19 protein-coding genes and 3 tRNA genes are annotated in these 16,407 nt (G+C 72.0%); 10 read left to right on the top strand and 12 right to left on the bottom strand.

Translation table 11 applies throughout. The features are described from left to right. Nucleotides 1–30 precede the first annotated feature (30 nt). The 5 genes from GA0070604_RS00895 to GA0070604_RS00875 all read left to right on the top strand — a co-directional run bounded on the left by GA0070604_RS00895 (nt 31) and on the right by GA0070604_RS00875 (nt 2,070). The gene (locus GA0070604_RS00895) at nt 31–825 is read left to right on the top strand and encodes a polysaccharide deacetylase family protein (RefSeq protein ID WP_091112532.1); all 795 of its coding nucleotides are present in this window, start codon (nt 31–33) and stop codon (nt 823–825) included. Nucleotides 826–979: 154 nt separating this feature from the next. Beyond that, nucleotides 980–1,052, top strand: a tRNA-Glu gene (locus GA0070604_RS00890). Between the two features lie 32 nt (nt 1,053–1,084). Then, a tRNA-Asp gene (locus GA0070604_RS00885) sits at nt 1,085–1,158 on the top strand. Between the two features lie 74 nt (nt 1,159–1,232). Further along, a tRNA-Phe gene (locus tag GA0070604_RS00880) sits at nt 1,233–1,306 on the top strand. A 248-nt stretch (nt 1,307–1,554) separates the two neighbouring features. Next, nucleotides 1,555–2,070 carry an SRPBCC family protein gene (locus GA0070604_RS00875; protein WP_167363377.1) on the top strand — a complete coding sequence of 172 codons (516 nt, stop codon included), beginning with the start codon at nt 1,555–1,557 and terminating at the stop codon, nt 2,068–2,070. A gap of 168 nt (nt 2,071–2,238) precedes the next feature. Here GA0070604_RS00875 and GA0070604_RS00870 read toward each other — a convergent pair whose 3' ends face one another. Further along, on the bottom strand, nt 2,239–2,946 hold the full coding sequence (locus GA0070604_RS00870; RefSeq protein ID WP_091112529.1) for a DUF2786 domain-containing protein: 708 nt from the start codon (nt 2,944–2,946) through the stop codon (nt 2,239–2,241). 36 nt (nt 2,947–2,982) lie between these two features. Continuing rightward, the gene (locus tag GA0070604_RS00865; RefSeq protein WP_091112526.1) at nt 2,983–3,372 is read right to left on the bottom strand and encodes a hypothetical protein; all 390 of its coding nucleotides are present in this window, start codon (nt 3,370–3,372) and stop codon (nt 2,983–2,985) included. Nucleotides 3,373–3,538: 166 nt separating this feature from the next. Here GA0070604_RS00865 and GA0070604_RS00860 point away from each other — a divergent pair, with 166 nt between their 5' ends. After that, the gene (locus GA0070604_RS00860) at nt 3,539–4,879 is read left to right on the top strand and encodes an ABC transporter substrate-binding protein (protein WP_091112522.1); all 1,341 of its coding nucleotides are present in this window, start codon (nt 3,539–3,541) and stop codon (nt 4,877–4,879) included. Nucleotides 4,880–4,938: 59 nt separating this feature from the next. Here GA0070604_RS00860 and GA0070604_RS00855 read toward each other — a convergent pair whose 3' ends face one another. Further along, a complete protein-coding gene (locus GA0070604_RS00855; RefSeq protein WP_091112518.1) occupies nt 4,939–5,682 on the bottom strand; it encodes an enoyl-CoA hydratase/isomerase family protein in 744 nt (247 codons plus the stop codon). A 5-nt stretch (nt 5,683–5,687) separates the two neighbouring features. Continuing rightward, entirely contained in the window at nt 5,688–6,545 is an 858-nt protein-coding gene (locus GA0070604_RS00850; protein WP_091112514.1) for a 3-hydroxyacyl-CoA dehydrogenase family protein, read from the bottom strand. Nucleotides 6,546–6,709: 164 nt separating this feature from the next. Between GA0070604_RS00850 and GA0070604_RS00845 the strand changes: the two genes are divergently transcribed. After that, entirely contained in the window at nt 6,710–6,985 is a 276-nt protein-coding gene (locus GA0070604_RS00845; RefSeq protein WP_091112511.1) for a hypothetical protein, read from the top strand. A gap of 69 nt (nt 6,986–7,054) precedes the next feature. Here GA0070604_RS00845 and GA0070604_RS00840 read toward each other — a convergent pair whose 3' ends face one another. Then, nucleotides 7,055–7,831: a class I SAM-dependent methyltransferase gene (locus tag GA0070604_RS00840; RefSeq protein WP_091126817.1), complete on the bottom strand. Its 777-nt coding sequence runs from the start codon at nt 7,829–7,831 to the stop codon at nt 7,055–7,057. Between the two features lie 54 nt (nt 7,832–7,885). On the opposite strand from GA0070604_RS00840, the gene GA0070604_RS00835 reads away from it, so the two are divergent. Then, nucleotides 7,886–8,296 (top strand): PPOX class F420-dependent oxidoreductase, encoded by a 411-nt coding sequence (locus tag GA0070604_RS00835; protein ID WP_091112508.1) that lies wholly within the window; start codon nt 7,886–7,888, stop codon nt 8,294–8,296. Nucleotides 8,297–8,367: 71 nt separating this feature from the next. Here GA0070604_RS00835 and GA0070604_RS00830 read toward each other — a convergent pair whose 3' ends face one another. Together GA0070604_RS00830 and GA0070604_RS00825 are read right to left on the bottom strand one after the other, a co-directional pair. Continuing rightward, nucleotides 8,368–8,577 (bottom strand): BldC family transcriptional regulator, encoded by a 210-nt coding sequence (locus GA0070604_RS00830; RefSeq protein ID WP_007073996.1) that lies wholly within the window; start codon nt 8,575–8,577, stop codon nt 8,368–8,370. 254 nt (nt 8,578–8,831) lie between these two features. Beyond that, nucleotides 8,832–9,671: a DUF8083 family protein gene (locus tag GA0070604_RS00825; RefSeq protein ID WP_091112505.1), complete on the bottom strand. Its 840-nt coding sequence runs from the start codon at nt 9,669–9,671 to the stop codon at nt 8,832–8,834. A gap of 173 nt (nt 9,672–9,844) precedes the next feature. On the opposite strand from GA0070604_RS00825, the gene GA0070604_RS00820 reads away from it, so the two are divergent. Then, entirely contained in the window at nt 9,845–10,927 is a 1,083-nt protein-coding gene (locus GA0070604_RS00820) for a Glu/Leu/Phe/Val family dehydrogenase (protein ID WP_091112502.1), read from the top strand. A 302-nt stretch (nt 10,928–11,229) separates the two neighbouring features. Beyond that, complete coding sequence (locus GA0070604_RS00815) at nt 11,230–11,445, top strand: DUF3073 domain-containing protein (protein ID WP_091112499.1); 216 nt, start codon at nt 11,230–11,232, stop codon at nt 11,443–11,445. Nucleotides 11,446–11,596: 151 nt separating this feature from the next. Here GA0070604_RS00815 and amcA read toward each other — a convergent pair whose 3' ends face one another. From amcA to GA0070604_RS00790, 5 genes are all read right to left on the bottom strand, one after another. Then, nucleotides 11,597–11,833 (bottom strand): multiple cyclophane-containing RiPP AmcA, encoded by a 237-nt coding sequence (gene amcA / locus GA0070604_RS00810; RefSeq protein WP_091112498.1) that lies wholly within the window; start codon nt 11,831–11,833, stop codon nt 11,597–11,599. Beyond that, nucleotides 11,802–12,905 carry a cyclophane-forming radical SAM peptide maturase AmcB gene (gene amcB / locus GA0070604_RS00805; RefSeq protein ID WP_208602206.1) on the bottom strand — a complete coding sequence of 368 codons (1,104 nt, stop codon included), beginning with the start codon at nt 12,903–12,905 and terminating at the stop codon, nt 11,802–11,804. The genes amcA and amcB overlap by 32 nt, the downstream gene beginning before the upstream one ends. A 122-nt stretch (nt 12,906–13,027) precedes the next feature. After that, nucleotides 13,028–14,182 carry a phosphoribosylformylglycinamidine cyclo-ligase gene (gene purM, locus GA0070604_RS00800; RefSeq protein WP_091112492.1) on the bottom strand — a complete coding sequence of 385 codons (1,155 nt, stop codon included), beginning with the start codon at nt 14,180–14,182 and terminating at the stop codon, nt 13,028–13,030. Nucleotides 14,183–14,244: 62 nt separating this feature from the next. After that, nucleotides 14,245–15,846 carry an amidophosphoribosyltransferase gene (purF, locus tag GA0070604_RS00795; RefSeq protein ID WP_091112488.1) on the bottom strand — a complete coding sequence of 534 codons (1,602 nt, stop codon included), beginning with the start codon at nt 15,844–15,846 and terminating at the stop codon, nt 14,245–14,247. A gap of 161 nt (nt 15,847–16,007) precedes the next feature. Further along, nucleotides 16,008–16,361 carry a sterol carrier family protein gene (locus GA0070604_RS00790; RefSeq protein WP_091112485.1) on the bottom strand — a complete coding sequence of 118 codons (354 nt, stop codon included), beginning with the start codon at nt 16,359–16,361 and terminating at the stop codon, nt 16,008–16,010. Nucleotides 16,362–16,407: the final 46 nt, after the last annotated feature.

Below are 16,407 nucleotides of genomic sequence, written 5' to 3'. Positions count from 1 at the left end.
CGCGTACCCCGACCCCTCTCGGGAGCGACGATGCGTTCTCGCGCCGTGCTGGCGCTTGCCCTCGGCCTGGTGTTGTTTCTCACCGGCTGCGGCGGAGCTGGCAAAACCCCGACCCAGGCGGCCAGCCCACCCGCCTCCGCCTCACCCACCCCGGCGCCGCCGACCCCGACGCCCACCCCGACGGCCAGCCGAGCCACCCCGCCGAAGCCGAAGCTGCGCCCGCTGCCGAAGACCCTTCCCGCCGGGCTGCACCGCGGCAGCGGCGACAAGGCGGTGGCGCTGACCTTCGACGACGGGCCGGATCCGCGGTGGACGCCACAGATCCTCGACCAGCTGCGGGCGGCCCACGTCACCGCGACGTTCTGCCTGATCGGCAAGCAGGCCGAGCGCCACCCGGAGCTGGTGGCGCGGATCGTCCGGGAGGGCCACCAACTCTGCAACCACAGCTGGCGGCACGACCTCAACCTCGGCCGGCGGCCGGTGGCGGACATCAAGGCCGACCTGGCACGGACGAACCGGGTGATCCGGGACGCCGCACCGGGCGCCGAGATCACCTGGTTCCGCCAGCCCGGCGGCCGGTGGACAGCGGAGGAGGTGGAGGTGGCGCGCAAGCTCGGCATGCGCCCGCTGCACTGGGACGTCGACCCGCAGGACTGGAACCATCCCAACGCCAAGACGATCATCAACCGGGTGGAGGCGGCCGTCCGCCCCGGCTCGATCGTGCTGATGCACGACGGGGGCGGCGACCGGAAGCAGACCATGGCCGCCTGCCGGCAGCTGATTCCCGAGCTGAAGAAGCGGTACGGGATCTCCCGGCTCCGCTGACCCGGCCCCTGACCTGCGGTTTCGCCTGCCGAGTCGAGCGGGGGGATACCGGTTTGGTTGTCCGCCGGGGCATGACATATGCTTCTCATGCCTCCGGCGGGGCCGGATGGGAGCAAGTCCGCCAGAACTTGCGATGTGCAATGATGGCGGGGCCGCCCTCATCGTCTAGCGGCCCAGGACGCCGCCCTTTCAAGGCGGTAGCACGGGTTCGAATCCCGTTGGGGGCACGGTCCGGCTCAGCCGGATGCAACATCAGCTAGGTCCTGTGGAGCAGTCGGAGTGCTCGCCGCCCTGTCAAGGCGGAGGTCGCGGGTTCAAGTCCCGTCAGGACCGCAAGCGCTGACGCCGCGCCCCTTCGCGCGGCGTTCTGCGTATCGGCCCGTGCGGTAGCATGAGCCGAGCACCACGGCCAGGTAGCTCAGTTGGTACGAGCGTCCGACTGAAAATCGGAAGGTCGGCGGTTCGACCCCGCCCCTGGCCACATAGCCTTTCGCCGGGCTACCTGAGCGCCGACCAGCGGAAACGCCGGTCGGCGCTCTGCGTTGTGCCCGGGAAGCCTGACTGTCCGGTCTGGCCGCCGTTGACCCTGAATCCCACCGGGCTCCTTGCCGCACGGATCCGACGCGTCCCCGACGGAGCTGCCGGAGCGGGAGGCAACCCCTATTCGCTGCTGGTAATGCAAGGTTCTCAGGCTGCAACGGGGGGCAGCAGCCGGTAGGGTCCGGGCCTATGGGACAGGGGATGGCCGATGCGGACGACGTCCGCCAGGAATCCGACCGTTTCTGCCTCCGTAGCAAGCTCTTCGTCCCCGCCTCCGCCGAGCGGGCGTTCGCGGTCTTCACCGGGTCGCTGACCGACTGGTGGGTACCCGAATACACCTGGTCCGGACCGGCGGCGCTGGCCGAACTGGGGGTCGAACCCCGGGCCGGCGGCATGCTCTACGAGATCGGCCCGTACGGCTTCCGCAGCGACTGGGGCCGGGTGCTGACCTGGGACCCGCCGCGCCGGTTCGTCTTCAGCTGGCAGATCGGGCCGGACCGGGTGCCGGTGCCGGACCCGGCGCAGGCCAGCGAGGTGGAGGTGCTCTTCCTACCCGAGGGGCCGACGCGTACCCGGGTCGAGGTCGAGCACCGGCACTTCGACCGGCACGGCGCGGCCGCCGAGGGCTACCGCAAGGCGCTCACCGCCGGCTGGCACGAACTCCTCTGCCGCTACCTCGCCACGGTCGCCCGCAGCGGTTGCTGAGCAGCGGCACACCGGCATTCGGGTGCCCGGCGTGACACCCGACGCGACCTGATCGGGTCACGGTGGGGTGCGTCGCGCCGTCCGGCCTCACCGCGGCATGGAAGAGCCCCGTCCGGTCTCACTGCGCGGCATGGAAGAGCCCGTCCGGCCCCACCACCCGCGGAGGAGTCATCGCCCGATGCCCCGCGCCACGGCCCCGCGTCCGGTCACGGAGGTGCCGTCCAGGTGGGCCCGGCGGCCGGCCGCCACCCCGGAGCCGAAGCCGGTGCCGGCGAGCCGGCGAGGCGGGGCGGTACGCAGCCGCGGATACACCTCGGCGAGCCGGCGCTGGACCCGGTCGGAGCGGTCGGCCAGCACCAGCGCCGTCGAGGGCGCACCGGCTCCGGCGACCGCGTCGGCCTCGGCCGCCCGCAGCCGGTCCGCCACGGTATGGGCGAAGCCGGCCAGCCAGCTACGACGGAACGCGGCCGGATGCTCCCCGGCCGGCACGGATGCGCCGGCCAGCCCGTGCGCGGCCTGTACGAGCAGCGAGGTGAACAGCAGCTCGACCCGTTCCAGGTCGCTGGCGAAGCCGAACAGGTGCATCGCGAAGCCGGTGCCCTGCCGGCGGCGTACGCACCGGCAGCGCAGCGGGTCGGCGACCGCCGCGAGCAGGCCGGCCTTGTCCCGGGCGTACGGGGCGACCACCTCGACCACCCGGTCGCCGACCGGGTCGGTGGCCGGCTCCCGGGCGGCCAGCAGCGCCCGGTCGACGCCGTAGCGGGCGATCAGCTCGGTCGCCTTGGCCATGAAGGCCGCCGACTCGGCGGGTGTGCAGGCCGGGTCCTCGGCCTGGGCGAGCAGCTTGCGGACCTTGCTCAGCATCACCTCGGACATGCTCCAGAGCTATCACAGCCCGGATCCGTCAAGCGGTCAGTACGCCCGGCTGCGCAGCGTCGCCACCGTCGACCCGGCGAGGGTGAGCAGGCAGTCCGGTAGCAACCCGTCGGCCGCCGCGGCCCCGAAGAGCGCCTCCCCCGTGTCGGCGTCGTCGTTGGCGTACGCGCTGACGAAGCGGGCCACCCAGCGGGTGTCGTAGTCGGCCTGGTCGATGCCGGGGAAGTCGAGCGCGCAGCCGCCGCCCGGGGCGTCGTCGCCGACCATGGTGGCGGCCAGGCACCACGCCACCCCGTACGCCCCGGCCAGGCCGGCGCGGTCCACCACGGCGTCGAAGGTGCCCACCACCCCGTCCCCGTCGCCGGCGAGGGCCGAGCGGAGCACGGCGGTCGCGTCGTCCAGCGTCTGCTGTGCTTCGTCGGTCACCTGCCGAACAGTAGGACGGAGGGTCAAGCGGTGACCCCGAAACAGCCCGGCCGTCACCGTAAGTGATATCCGCAGTCAAGCTGCTGACGGAGCGCCCTCCACGGCCCCGCTACCCGCGACGGCACGCTAATGTGCGCAGCGGACCTTCGCCGGAGGAAGGACGACCATGCTCGTTTCACGCGCGTCGCGCGCCGCCATCGCCGCGGCCAGCGCGGTGCTCCTGCTGGCTACCAGCGCCTGCGGGAGCGACCAGCCCGAGGAGGCGAACACCGACACCCAGGTGCGCCTCTACGGCACCGACGGCAACATGCAGACCGCCTACGCCGTCGAGCTGAGGGAGCGTGCGGGCCTACTCAAGGGTATGAAGGGCACCATCCCGCTCACCCCGCTGCCGGAGAGCTTCAAGGAACGGCTACGGACCGTAGACCCGAAGCTGACCGACTACCTCTACTCCGCGGAGACGTACGACGCGGTGGTGATCAGCGCGCTGGCCGCCCAGCTGGCCGGCACCACCGAGCCGACCGAGATCGCCAAGCAGATCGTCGGGGTGACCACGGGCGGCGAGCGCTGCGAGGACCCGAACACCTGCCTGCGGCTCGCCCGCGCCGGCCAGGACATCGAATACCGGGGCGTGTCGCTCAACCGGGCCGGGTTCACCGACGCCGGCGAGCCGGCGACCGCCAGCTACGCCACCCTCCACTTCGGTGACCAGAAGATCGACGACGGCAAGACCGAGTTCGTCGGCGCGGGCGACGAGTCGGGGGCGAGCACCAAGGAGCCGCCCCGGGGCCGGAAGCCACGCGCCGGGAAGAAGGGGGACGGCGCCCCGCTGGTCATCGGCGGCCTGCTGCCGAAGACCGGTGACCTGGCGCTGGCGTACCCGCCGCTGGCCGCTGGCGCGGCGCTGGCCATCCGCGAGATCAACGCCGCCGGTGGCGTGCTCGGCGAGCCGGTGGCCTGGGTCGACGGCGACGACGGCACCAACCCGGAGACCGCGAAGGCGACGGTGGCCTCGCACGTCGCCAACGGTGTGCACGTCATCATCGGTGCCGCCGCCTCCGGCATCTCCCGGGCCGTGCTGCCCGACGTGGTGGCCGCCGGCCGGATCCTGTTCTCTCCGTCCAACACGGACGCCGGGCTGACCACGGTGGACGACAAGAACCTCTACTTCCGCACCGCGCCGCCGGACAGCCTCCAGGGGCGGGCACTGGCCGACGTGATCCTGCGGGACGGGCCACGCAAGGTCGCCATCGTGGCCCGGAAGGACTCCTACGGCGAGGGCCTCCAGGAGAACGTCCGCGCCGAGCTGGAGCGGGCCGGCTTCGGCGCCGACCGGGTCAGGCTGCTCACGTACGAGCCGCCGGCCGACACGCAGGCGGTGGACTTCTCCGCCAGTGCCCAGGAGATCAAGACCTACGGGGCGGACGCCGTGCTGATAATCGGCTTCGGCGAGTCGCTGAAGGTGATCACCGACCTGGCCGACGCCGGGGTGACGCTCCGGCACTGAACCGACGACGAGGGCCGCACCGGGCGCACCGGTGCGGCCCTCGTCGCGTCCGGCCCGGGTCAGCGGGACCGGCGACGCTCCAGAAACTCGGTCATCCGCCGGTGCTTCTCCTCGTCCTCGAAGAGCACCGCCTGGCTGAGCAGGTCGAGCTGCGGGTGGGCGGCGGGCGGGGCGTCCACCGCCAGCTTGGTCAGCCGCACCGCCAGCGCCGAACCCTTGGCGATCTCGTCGAGCAGACCGTGCGCGGCGGGCAGCAGCTCCGCCGGCTCCGCCACCACCCGGTTGACCAGGCCGATCCGCAGCGCCTCGTCCGCGTCCACCCGCCGGCCGGTGAAGAGCAGTTCCTTGGCCCGGGCCTCGCCGACCAGCGCCGGCAGCCGGTGGGTCGCGCCCGCGCCGGCCAGGATGCCCAACCGCACCTCGGGCTGGCCGAACACCGCGCGCGCCGTGCACACCCGCAGGTCGCAGGCGTACGCCAACTCGGCGCCGCCGCCCAACGCCGGGCCGTCAACGGCGGCCACGGTCGGCATCGGCAGTGCCCGGATCCGGGCGAGGGCGGCCTGGTTGATCGCGGCCAGCGCGTCCAGCCGGCCGCGCTCGCGGAGCTGGCCGATGTCCGCCCCGCCGGCGAAGATTCCCTCCGTCCCGCCGGTGAGCAGCAGCAGCCGGGGCCGCGCCTCCAGTTCGGCGCAGACGGCGTGCAGCTCGGCGATCAGGTCGGCGTCGATGGCGTTGCGCTTCTCCGGCCGGTCCAGCGTGACCACCAGCCGGTCCGGCAACTCCTCGACCCGCAGCCCGCTCACGCCACTCACTGCTTGACCCCGCCTTCCCAGGTGTAGAAGCCCTGGCCGGACTTCTTGCCGAGCTTCCCTTCGGCGACCAGCTGCTCCAGCAGCGGAGGCGGCGCGAACCGGTCCCCGTACGCGGCCTGGAGGGCGCGGGCGATGTCGAGCCGGACGTCCAGCCCGACCAGGTCGGTCAGCTCCAGCGGCCCGATCGGGTGCCGGTAGCCGAGCACCATCGCCTTGTCGATGTCGCCGGGGCTGGCCACCCCGTCGGCGACCATCCGGATCGCCTCCAGCCCGAGGGTGACCCCGAGCCGGGAGGTGGCGAAGCCGGGCATGTCGCGTACCACGACGGGGTCCTTGCCCAGCCGGCCGGCGAGCGCGACGGCCGCCTCGGTGGTCCCCGGCGCGGTGGCCGGGCCGACCACGATCTCCAGCAGCGCCATCGCCCAGACCGGGTTGAAGAAGTGCAGCCCGAGGAAGTCGGCCGGGCGCGCCAGCCCCTCGGCCAGCTCGGCGATCGGGATGCTGGAGGTGTTGCTGCCGAGCAGGGCGGGACGCCGCGCCTCGGCCTCGCGCAGCACCGACCGCTTGAGTTCGAGCCGCTCGGGGACCGCCTCCACGATCACGTCGGGCCCCTCGGCGACCTCGGCCAGCCCGGCCCGCAGGATGACCCGCTCCCGGTTCGCCGCCGCCTCCTCTGCGGTCAGCTTGCCGCGCTGGACCCCGCGCTCCCACAGCTCACCGAGACGCCGGAGGGCGGCGTCGCCGCGCGCCGGGTCCACCTCGACCAGCTCGACCGCGTAACCGGCGCCGGCCGCCACGTACGCGATGCCGAGGCCCATGGTGCCGGCCCCGACGACCACAAAACGACCACTCATGACGTCCTCTCGCCGCGTGCGGTGGCGCACGGGGTCTCCGCCGCGCCCGGCCGCCCGCTCCGCTCGTTCCTGGATGCGACCCTATGCAGGGCCGGCCGGGGTGGCGTGCGTGGGGGCGCGGCGCACCGGGTACAGACGACGGTCAAGCCGAGGGAAGGATCGAGATGAGCCAGGCGGAGAACGCGGAGACCGTGGAGACGCGCGGCGACGAGCGGGTGGACCTGCTCCGCGCGGACACCAACCACGACGGACAGACCGACGTGTGGGTGGTGGACACCGACGGCGACGGGAAGGCCGACGTGTTCCAGTTCGACACCGACGGTGACGGCCGGGTGGACATCACCATGGTCGACATCGACGAGGACGGAACCCCGGACGAGGTGGTCGACGGCGACGGCGGCCTCCCACCGGAGCAGCACTCCCCGACCGTCCAGGTCTGAGCCGAAGGAAGGGCACCTTGTTAACGCCTGGCGATTGCAGGGTGCCCTTCCAAACCCCCGAGCCGGCGCTCAGGCCAGCTCCAGGGTGGCCAGGTAGTAGGGGTGGTCCCGGTCGTCCACGTCGACCAGTCGCCACGGCGAGCCGTGGACCAGCCCGGCCAGTTCGTCGGCCGAGCAGACCAGGTAGTCGAACCATTCGGTGCCGAGCTGCCGGTAGCGCAGCCGCAGCCGGAGCTGACCGCCGAGCCGGCCCCGCCGCCGGTTGCGCTCGTGGTAGCTGACCTGCACCGGATCGGTGGTGCCGTACGGGTCGGTGCCGTGCGCGATCACCTGCGCCCCCGGACGGGCCAACGCGGCGAGGGCGGCCAGGAAGTCGGCGGCCCGCTCCCGCCCCTCGATCAGCCCGAGGTTGTTGCCCAACAGCAGGAAGGTGTCGTACCGCCGGCCGTCGGCGACGTGCTGGTCGATCGTGCCGTGCACCAGGTCGCGTACGCCCCGGTGCCGGCAGACCCGCAGCGCGCCGACCGAGGTGTCCAGGCCGGTGACCGGCATCCCGCGCTGCTGGAGGTGCAGCGCGATCCGGCCGGCGCCGACGCCGACGTCCAGCGCGTGCCCGCGTACCCGGTCCACGGCACGGTGGTCGTACGGCTGCCACGCCTCCGGCGGGTCCAGGTAGTGCCCGGCGGGAGCACCGTTGATCAGGCCGTCGTCCCGCTCGATGATCTCGATGACCGGCCGGGGCAACCGCCCGCCGGCCAGCGGCCGGGGCCCGACGCCCGTGGCGACGGCGTACGCGTCACGGATCATCTCGCCGAACACGTCGCCGATCGCGGGTTCGCTGGTCACGGCGATCACGCTAACCGGGCATGGCCGGCCTGTCGCGGCCTTATCCTGGGCGGCGTGACCGACCTGGACCGCCTCGCGGCGGAGAAGTACGTGCTGCTCACGACGTTCCGCAAGGACGGCCGGGCGGTGCCGACGCCGGTCTGGGCGGTGCGGGACGGGGATGCGTTGGCGGTGTGGACCGCGTCGGACAGCGGCAAGGTCAAGCGGATCCGGCGGAACGGCCGGGTGACGCTGGCCCCGTGCGACGTACGCGGCCGGCCGCGCGGGGCGGCGGTGCCGGGGCGCGCGGCGGTCTGTGACCTGGTCGGCACCCGGCGGGTCCGGGGGCTGGTGAAGCAGAAGTACCGGCTGATCGGCCGGCTGGGCCTGCTGGGCAGCCGGCTGCGCCGGGGGGAGAGCGGCACGGTGGGGTTGCGGATCGTCTTGGAGGATCGGGTGGCACGAGCGACCCCCGGAGACGACTAAGGGCGGCGGATCGTCGCTGTCGCGTACGTCCGGCCGCCCCTGATCGGAACGCCTGAGAAACGTCCGGGTCGTCAGTCCCCTTGACGCTGCTGGGGGATCTGCCCCTGCAGCAGGGCCCGAACCTCCGACTCGCGGTAACGGCGGTGTCCGCCCAGGGTCCGGATCGCGCTGAGCTTGCCGGCCTTGGCCCACCGGGTCACCGTCTTCGGGTCGACACGGAACATCGACGCCACCTCGGCCGGTGTGAGTAGCGGCTCTGGTTCATGCGTTCGCGATGCCATCGGGGTCACTCCTCCACATGTATAGACATCGGCCGGGGTCCCGCCGGCCGACGCGTCTCCCATGGTCCGGCTAGTCCCCGATGTCCGACATGGGCCGAACGGCTGAAGGTCCCTAGACGGACGGATGAACCATGCCCGATTTTTACGACTTTTATGCGGCAGAAAGTACCTTATTCGGACTCATGATCACGGGTCGTGATGCATCAACTACGAGACACTCTCGTGTTGAAGGCGTCTTGGCCGGATAATTCCGGCTAATTGCAGCGCTCCAGCAGCTGCACCGCCCGCCACCGCGCGACCAACTTGTCGTACGCCGCCGATGCCTCGTCGGCCTCGCCGCGGGAGAGCCCCGCCAGCCCGGTCGCGACCAGATCGGGCGAGTCGTCGGCCAGCAGCGTCTCGTCCGGCAGTAGTTGGACCAGGCCGCCGTAGTCCAGCTCGACGACCGAGCGCGGGTGGAACTCCTCCAGCCAGCGGGCGGCCTCCTCGACCGCCTCGGTGATCGGGGCCTCCCCGACCGACTTGCGCAACACGGACAGCGCCCGGGACGACCGTCGGCGCGCCTTCGAGATCTCGGTCCGGTAGCGCAGCGCCCGCCGGTCCGGCGCGGTCACCAGGTGCCGCTCCCGCGCGTCGAAGAGCACGAACCAGCGCAGCGGCACCCCCCAGGTGGCGATCTGCTCGTGCACCCGCGGCACCCCGCGCTCCAGCACCCGCGCCCCGCTGCGCCAGTCCTCCACCACCGCTTTGGCCTGGCCGGCCAGGACCGGCGGAACGAACGCGTCGGCCAGCACCGTGGGCACGCCGTCGCGGGCGCTCAGCGCCGCCTCGGCCACCCGGATCCGCAGGTTCCACGGGCAGACCAGCAGCGAGTCGTCGGTCTCCAGCACGTACGCCTCGTCCGGCAGGTCCGGCAGCCGGGTCCAGCCCGCGCCGAGCGCCTCGATCACCGCGGCCCGCTGTCGGACCGGCCCCTCCAACGGCGCGACAGCCCGGCCTTCGTCGACGTAACGGCGCCAGAACGACTGGCGGTCCCGGTCGAAGGCGGTCAGGGGCTCGTACACGCGCAGGTAAGAAGCGAAGAGCGACGGCACGGCGCGATCCTCCCACGAGTCGGGAACCGTACGTTGCCGGCGTGACATGGGGACGTGGCGTGCGCGACAGTACGGCTTCGGCCGATATTAGGCTCAGCAGCACCGGCAGCATCCCGCCGGCGCGTCACCAGGTCCGCGCCCCACAAGGGCGCACACCGTCACAGGAGTCAGCCATGGGCGTATTCGCCACCACCGACGACCCGGGATCCACCGGCCACGAACAGGTCGTGTTCTGCCAGGACAAGCAGTCCGGTCTCAAGGCGATCATCGGGATCTACTCCACCGCACTGGGCCCCGCGCTCGGCGGCACCCGGTTCTACCCGTACGCCAGCGAGGAAGCGGCTCTTGCCGACGTGCTCGACCTCTCCCGCGGCATGGCGTACAAGAACGCGCTGGCCGGCCTCGACCTCGGCGGCGGCAAGGCGGTCATCTGGGGCGACCCGGAGCAGATCAAGAGCGAGCCGCTGCTGCGCGCGTACGGCCGCTTCGTGGAGTCGCTGGGTGGGCGCTACTACACCGCCTGCGACGTCGGCACCTACGTGACCGACATGGACGTGATCGCCCGGGAGACGCGGTACGTCACCGGTCGCAGCCTGGAGCACGGCGGTGCCGGCGACTCCTCGATCCTGACCTCCTGGGGCGTCTTCCAGGGCATGCGGGCCGCCGCCGAGCACGTCTGGGGCAGCCCGACGCTGTCCGGCCGGCGGGTCGGTGTGGCCGGCCTGGGCAAGGTCGGCAGGTACCTGACCGGGCACCTGCTGGAGGACGGGGCCGAGGTCGTGGCCACCGACCTCAACCCGAAGGCCCTGGAGTGGGCGCGCGCCAACCACCCGCAGGTCGAGCTGGTCGACGACCCCTCCGCCCTGATCGCCGCCGACATCGACGTGTACGCCCCGTGCGCGCTGGGCGGCGCCCTGAACGACGACACCGTGCCGGCGCTGCGGGCCAAGGTGGTCACCGGGGCGGCGAACAACCAGCTCGCCCACCCGGGCATCGAGAAGGTCCTCGCCGACCGGGGCATCCTCTACACCCCCGACTACGTGGTGAACGCGGGCGGCGTGATCCAGGTCGCCGACGAGATCGAGGGCTTCAACTTCGAGCGGGCCAAGCTGCGCGCCACCCGGATCTACGACACCACGCGGGAGATCCTGCGGCTCGCCGACGACGAGGGCGTGCCGCCCGCGGTGGCCGCGGACCGGCTCGCCGAGCGGCGGATGGCCGAGGTCGGCCGGCTGCGCACGATCCGCGTGCGGTGAACATCACGTCGGGGGCGGGGGCCGACTCCGCCCCCGACGTGATGCGGCGGCTCGGCTGGCGTTACGCTGGAAATTGGGGAGCTTAAGGCCGATTTGACCGCTGTCACGGCCGCTCACGGCACCCACCCCTTACCGGGTACACTTTGTGACGGCCGGATCACTGCGACGCGCAGGGCCGGCTGACGGTAACCCGAGGTGCCGAACGGTGGCATCCCCATGTACCGTAAGAGCCACGAGAGATGCCTGACGTCATCGGGGCCCGCCTTCGGGCTGCCCCGCATTCTGTGCGAGGGGGTCGAGCCATGGGGCGCGGCCGTGCTAAGGCCAAGCAGACAAAGGTGGCCCGGGAGTTGAAGTACCACTCCCCGAACACCGACCTCGCCGCCTTGCAGCGAGAACTCGGCGGCAGCGGCAAGTCGGACCGCGACTTCGACGACGACTACAAAGAGTATGTCGACGACGATGACGAGGACCACGCGGACGAGGACCCGGGCACCTGGGCCCGTCCGGCCCGCTGACCACCGGGCGCACATCTGAGCACGCGGTAAGCCCCGCGTGCTCACGCATGTGCTCTGCGGAAGCCGGCGTACGACCGACGATCAAGGACCTGCCGCACCGACGGGACACCCCAACGCGCCCGGCAGGTCCTTGATCGCGGAGTCGTACCCCTCAGCGGGGGCGATTGTTCCAGTTGTAGAACGTCGGGATGTTCTCGAAGTGGTTCCACGCGCACACCGCGCTGGCCCCGTCGCCGCCCGACACCTCCGCCCGCAGCAGCCGCGCGGCCTCGGCCTCGTGAAGCAGAGCGGTCAACCCCGCGGCAGCCTCCCGTACCCGCTCGACGACCGGGTCCGGGCCGGCTCCGCCGACGCGCTCAGACTGCCGGTGACTGGTGCTCTCGGGCATGCTCCAACACTCCCTCCAGTAGGCGGATCTTGCTGTTGCGGCAGTGCTCGGTTTCCGTACCGTCGAAGCGCCCCTGCTCGAAGTAGCGGTTGGCGGCGTGGCCACCACCGCAGAAGCCGAAGTACGGGCAGGACGACCGGCACGCCTCGACGCCGGTGAGAAACTCCGCCACCCAGGGAGTCCGCCCCGCCCCGGCCAGAATCTCGGCCAGCGGGGTCGTCAGCACGTTGCCGCTGCCGAAGTCGCCGTACCGGGGGTGGGTGAAGCCGGCCAGCTCCGGGGAGAGCACGACCACCGAGCCGTCGTGGGCGACGGTGGGGATCGGGTCGAGCCGGCGGGGCAGCAACTCCTCCGCCGTGCCGGCCAGCACGGCACCCGCGTACCGCAGCGACCACTCCACCTCGCGCAGGTGGATACGCGGATCCCGGCGCCACGCGCCGACCAGCTCCGCCCAGAACCCGGTCACCGCGGCCGCGTCCCGGGCGTTGCTGCGGGTGTTGACCCCCTCGGTCTCCTCGATGTTGACGCCGAGCACGTCACAGCCCAGGTCGAGGAAGTAGTCGTACAGCTCCGTGGCGAGACCGGGACCGGGCCGGGACACCACGGCGAGGGCCGAGAACGGCAGCCCGTGCCGGCGCAGCGCAGTCACCCCGGCCAGGATCCGGTCGTACGCGGCCCGGCCGCCCCGCGTGACCCGCTCCGCGTTGCGCTCGCGCGGCCCGTCCACGCTCACGCTCACCCGTACGCCGTGCTCGACGAAGAACGCGCACCAGGCGTCGTCGATCAGCGTGGCGTTGGTCTGGACGTGGTGCTCCACCTCCGGCCCGAACGGGGCGAGCAGGGCCGCCAGGTGCTCCTGCCCGGCCGCCAGCGGCTCCCCGCCGTGCCAGACGACGGAGAAGCGCCCCGCTGCCGCCCACGGGTTCACCGAAGCCGCCACCGCCTCGGCCACCTCGACCGGCATCCGCCGGTCCGCCGCCCGCAGGGGCAGGTAGCAGTAGGCACAGTCGAGGTTACAGAGGGTTGTCGGCTGCATCACCACGTACGAGGGCACGGCGGCGATGCCCCGCATCCCGGAGTGCGTACGAGCGGCCATCAACCCTCCCCCGTCAGCCGAAGTGCCCTTCAGGCTAGGCGGCGGTGGCCACTCGGGTGAACCCCCGATCAGGTGGCCGGATGATCAACAGAATGTGATCATCCCCGGGTGTGGTGGCCGACCATCTGCACGTTGCCGGTGCCCTCAATGATCTCGCCGGCCTGCCAGGCGTCCACGCCACGCCCGGTCAGGGTGGCCAGCGCCCGGTCGGCGTCCTCGGCGGAGACGATGGCGAACATGCCGACGCCCATGTTGAACGTCGCCTCCATCTCCGGGTCCTCGATCCGGCCCTTGGACTGGATCAGGTCGAAGATCGGCTGCGGCTTCCAGGTGGAACGGTTGACCACCGCGTCGACGTGCTCGGGCAGAATCCGGACCAGGTTGCCCGGGATGCCTCCGCCGGTGACGTGGGCCAGCGACCGCACCTCGGCCTCGGCGATCAGCTTGAGGCAGTCCTGCGCGTAGATCTTGGTCGGGGTGAGCAGCTCCTCGCCGAGGGTCCGCTGCCGGCCGAAGTCGTCGATCACCACGTCCAGCCGCATCCGGCCGGCGCCCAGCAGCACGTGCCGGACCAGGGAGTAGCCGTTGGAGTGCAGGCCGGAGGAGCGCATCGCGATCACGACGTCGCCCACCTCGACCCGCTCCGAGCTGAGGATCTCGCTCTCCTCCACCACCCCGACGCCGGTGGCGGAGATGTCGTACTCGTCCGGGCGCAGCACGCCCGGGTGCTCCGCGGTCTCGCCGCCGAGCAGCGCGCAGCCCGCGTACCGGCAGCCGTCGGCGATGCCCGCGCCGATCTCGGCGACCTTGTCCGGCACGACCTCGCCGGTGGCGATGTAGTCGAGCAGGAACAGCGGCTCGGCGCCGCAGGCGACCAGGTCGTCCACCACCATCGCGACCAGGTCGATGCCGACCGTGTCGTGGATGTCGAGCTGCTGGGCGATCACCAGCTTGGTGCCGACCCCGTCCGTGGAGGAGGCGAGGATCGGGTTCTTGTACTTCTGCGTGTCCAGCCGGAACAGGCCGGCGAAACCGCCCAGATCGCCCATGACCTCCGGGCGCCGGGTCTGCTTGACCTTGGACTTCAGCAGCTCGACCGCGCGGTCGCCGGCCTCGATCGACACCCCGGCGTCGGCGTAGGAGACCGAGCGTTTGCGCGCCGTACGGCTGCTGCCGGCCGACCAGGGCTGGCGGTCGCCGCCGGCGCCTGTCGGGCTGGTTCCTGCGCCGCTGCGCTCGGACACGTGCGTCACGGTTCTCCCCTTTGTGTTTCTCGCGGGGCCGTCCCGGTGGGGCCGGACCCGCGTCGGTGGTGCTACCGGCGTTGGGTGGCGGCCGACGGCGTCAGACCGGCCGTCATTCGGTCCGTGGTGCCGCTCAGCGCGGAGGCCGAGTTGTGGCCGTCAGCCGAGCTGGGGTTGTCGTTGTGGGCGGCGGTGGCGCCGGACGCCTCGGCGGCGACCCGGCGGCCCACTCCTTCGAGCACGTGCTTTCCGATCAGGTGCCCGGCCGGCAGCTCGATCGGATATTCCCCATCGAAGCACGCCCGGCATAGCCGGCTCTTCGGCTGCTCGGTCGCGGCGATGAGACCGGACAGCGAGACGTAACCCAGCGTGTCAGCGCCGATCGACCGCCGGATGCCGTCGTTGTCCAGCCCGTTGGCCAGCAGCTCCGCCCGGGTGGCGAAGTCGATCCCGTAGAAGCAGGGCCAGCTGACCGGCGGGGAGGAGATCCGGACGTGCACCTCCAGCGCGCCCGCCTCGCGCAGCATCCGCACGATGGCCCGCTGGGTGTTGCCACGGACGATCGAGTCGTCCACCACGACCAGGCGCTTGCCCCGGACGTTCTCCCGCAGCGGGTTCAGCTTGAGCCGGATGCCGAGCTGGCGCAGCGTCTGGGACGGCTGGATGAAGGTGCGCCCGACGTACGGGTTCTTCATCAGGCCCTGGCCGTAGGTGATGCCGGACTCCTCGGCGTAGCCGATCGCGGCGGGGGTGCCGGACTCCGGCACCGGGATCACCAGATCGGCCTCGACCGGGTGCTCCCGGGCGAGCTGACGGCCGATCTGCACCCGGGCGGAGTGCACGTTGCGCCCGGCGATGGTGGCGTCCGGGCGGGCGATGTAGACGTATTCGAAGAGGCAGCCCTTCGGCTCCGGGGCGGCGAACCGGGTGGAACGCAGCCCGTCCTCGTCGATGGCGATCAGCTCGCCCGGCTCGACCTCGCGGACCACGCTCGCGCCGACGATGTCCAGCGCGGCGGTCTCGCTGGCCACCACCCAGCCGCGCTCCAGCCGGCCGAGCACCAGCGGGCGCACGCCGTGCGGGTCGCGGGCCGCGTAGAGGGTCGACTCGTCCATGAAGACGAAGCTGAACGCGCCCCGCAGCCGGGGCAGCACCTCCAGGGCGGCCGCCTCGACGGAGAGGTCGGGCCGGCTGGCCAGGAGCATGGTGACCAGCGAGGTGTCGTTGGTCGCGCCATCGAAGTCGAGCCGCCGCTCGGCCGCCTCGCGTTGCAACTCGGCGGTGTTGACCAGATTGCCGTTGTGGGCCAGCGCGATCGTGGTGCCGGCGCTGGTCGCCCGGATGGTCGGCTGGGCGTTCTCCCAGGTCGAGCCGCCCGTCGTCGAGTAGCGCGCGTGGCCGATCGCGACGTGCCCGCGCAGGCTGGCCAGGGTCGGCTCGTCGAAGACCTGGGCGACCAGGCCGAGATCCTTGAAGACCACCACGCCCGAGCCGTCGCTCACCGCGATGCCGGCCGCCTCCTGGCCACGGTGCTGGAGGGCGTAAAGCCCGAAGTAGGTGAGGTTGGCGACCTCTTCACCCGGCGCCCAGACGCCGAAGACGCCGCACGCGTCCTGCGGGCCGGGCCGCTGGGGGTCAAGGTCGTGGCTCAGCCGGCCATCGCCTCGGGGCACCTGCCGCTCCCTTGCTGGTCTGGTCCGGCCCGGCGGAGTCGGGGGGCAGCTCCGCACGTCAGGCCAGGACCTCGTCGCCTGACAGTGTACGCGAACCCAGGCCGACACCGACAGTCACGATAAGCCTGCCCAGAGTGACACAGCCTCCGGCGTCCGCCGAGCTAGAGCGGGAGATGCCCGGAAATGTCCGCGCGGGTCCCACTCACCCGTACGCGACCCTCGGTAACCGCGTCTGCCCAGCTCAAACGCCCGACGGCCAGGGCCAACCAGGTAGCCGGGTCCATTTCCACCACATTCGGGGGCGTCCCTCGGGTGTGTCGCGGCCCGGCCACACACTGCACGGCACCGTAGGGTGGAACCCGCACCTCCACCGATCGGCCGGGGGCACGCTCCGCGAGGACGGCCAAGAGCGCACGGACCGCCTCTCGGAGCACCGACCGTTCAGGTGCGCGCCCCTCATCCAGCGCTGCCAGCGCCGCCGCAACCGAGGCGGACTTAGTGTGCGGAGAGGACACGAAGGGACGATACGATCCGACAGCATTTCGGTCGACGCCGGCCCTG

It is taken from the genome of Micromonospora eburnea (genome assembly GCF_900090225.1).
GTDB lineage: Bacteria > Actinomycetota > Actinomycetes > Mycobacteriales > Micromonosporaceae > Micromonospora > Micromonospora eburnea.
This window is presented reverse-complemented; position numbering and strand designations above follow the sequence as displayed.

Bases quoted from the DNA above. Each gene is read 5' to 3' on its own strand.
- GA0070604_RS00870 (WP_091112529.1), bottom strand. From the start codon at position 2,946: ATGTCCGAGGTGATGCTGAGCAAGGTCCGCAAGCTGCTCGCCCAGGCC.
- GA0070604_RS00820 (WP_091112502.1), top strand. From the start codon at position 9,845: ATGGGCGTATTCGCCACCACCGACGACCCGGGATCCACCGGCCACGAA.
- GA0070604_RS00850 (WP_091112514.1), bottom strand. From the start codon at position 6,545: ATGAGTGGTCGTTTTGTGGTCGTCGGGGCCGGCACCATGGGCCTCGGC.
- GA0070604_RS00815 (WP_091112499.1), top strand. From the start codon at position 11,230: ATGGGGCGCGGCCGTGCTAAGGCCAAGCAGACAAAGGTGGCCCGGGAG.
- GA0070604_RS00845 (WP_091112511.1), top strand. From the start codon at position 6,710: ATGAGCCAGGCGGAGAACGCGGAGACCGTGGAGACGCGCGGCGACGAG.
- amcB (WP_208602206.1), bottom strand. From the start codon at position 12,905: ATGCGGGGCATCGCCGCCGTGCCCTCGTACGTGGTGATGCAGCCGACA.
- GA0070604_RS00875 (WP_167363377.1), top strand. From the start codon at position 1,555: ATGGGACAGGGGATGGCCGATGCGGACGACGTCCGCCAGGAATCCGAC.
- GA0070604_RS00860 (WP_091112522.1), top strand. From the start codon at position 3,539: ATGCTCGTTTCACGCGCGTCGCGCGCCGCCATCGCCGCGGCCAGCGCG.
- GA0070604_RS00830 (WP_007073996.1), bottom strand. From the start codon at position 8,577: ATGGCATCGCGAACGCATGAACCAGAGCCGCTACTCACACCGGCCGAG.
- amcA (WP_091112498.1), bottom strand. From the start codon at position 11,833: ATGCCCGAGAGCACCAGTCACCGGCAGTCTGAGCGCGTCGGCGGAGCC.
- GA0070604_RS00895 (WP_091112532.1), top strand. From the start codon at position 31: ATGCGTTCTCGCGCCGTGCTGGCGCTTGCCCTCGGCCTGGTGTTGTTT.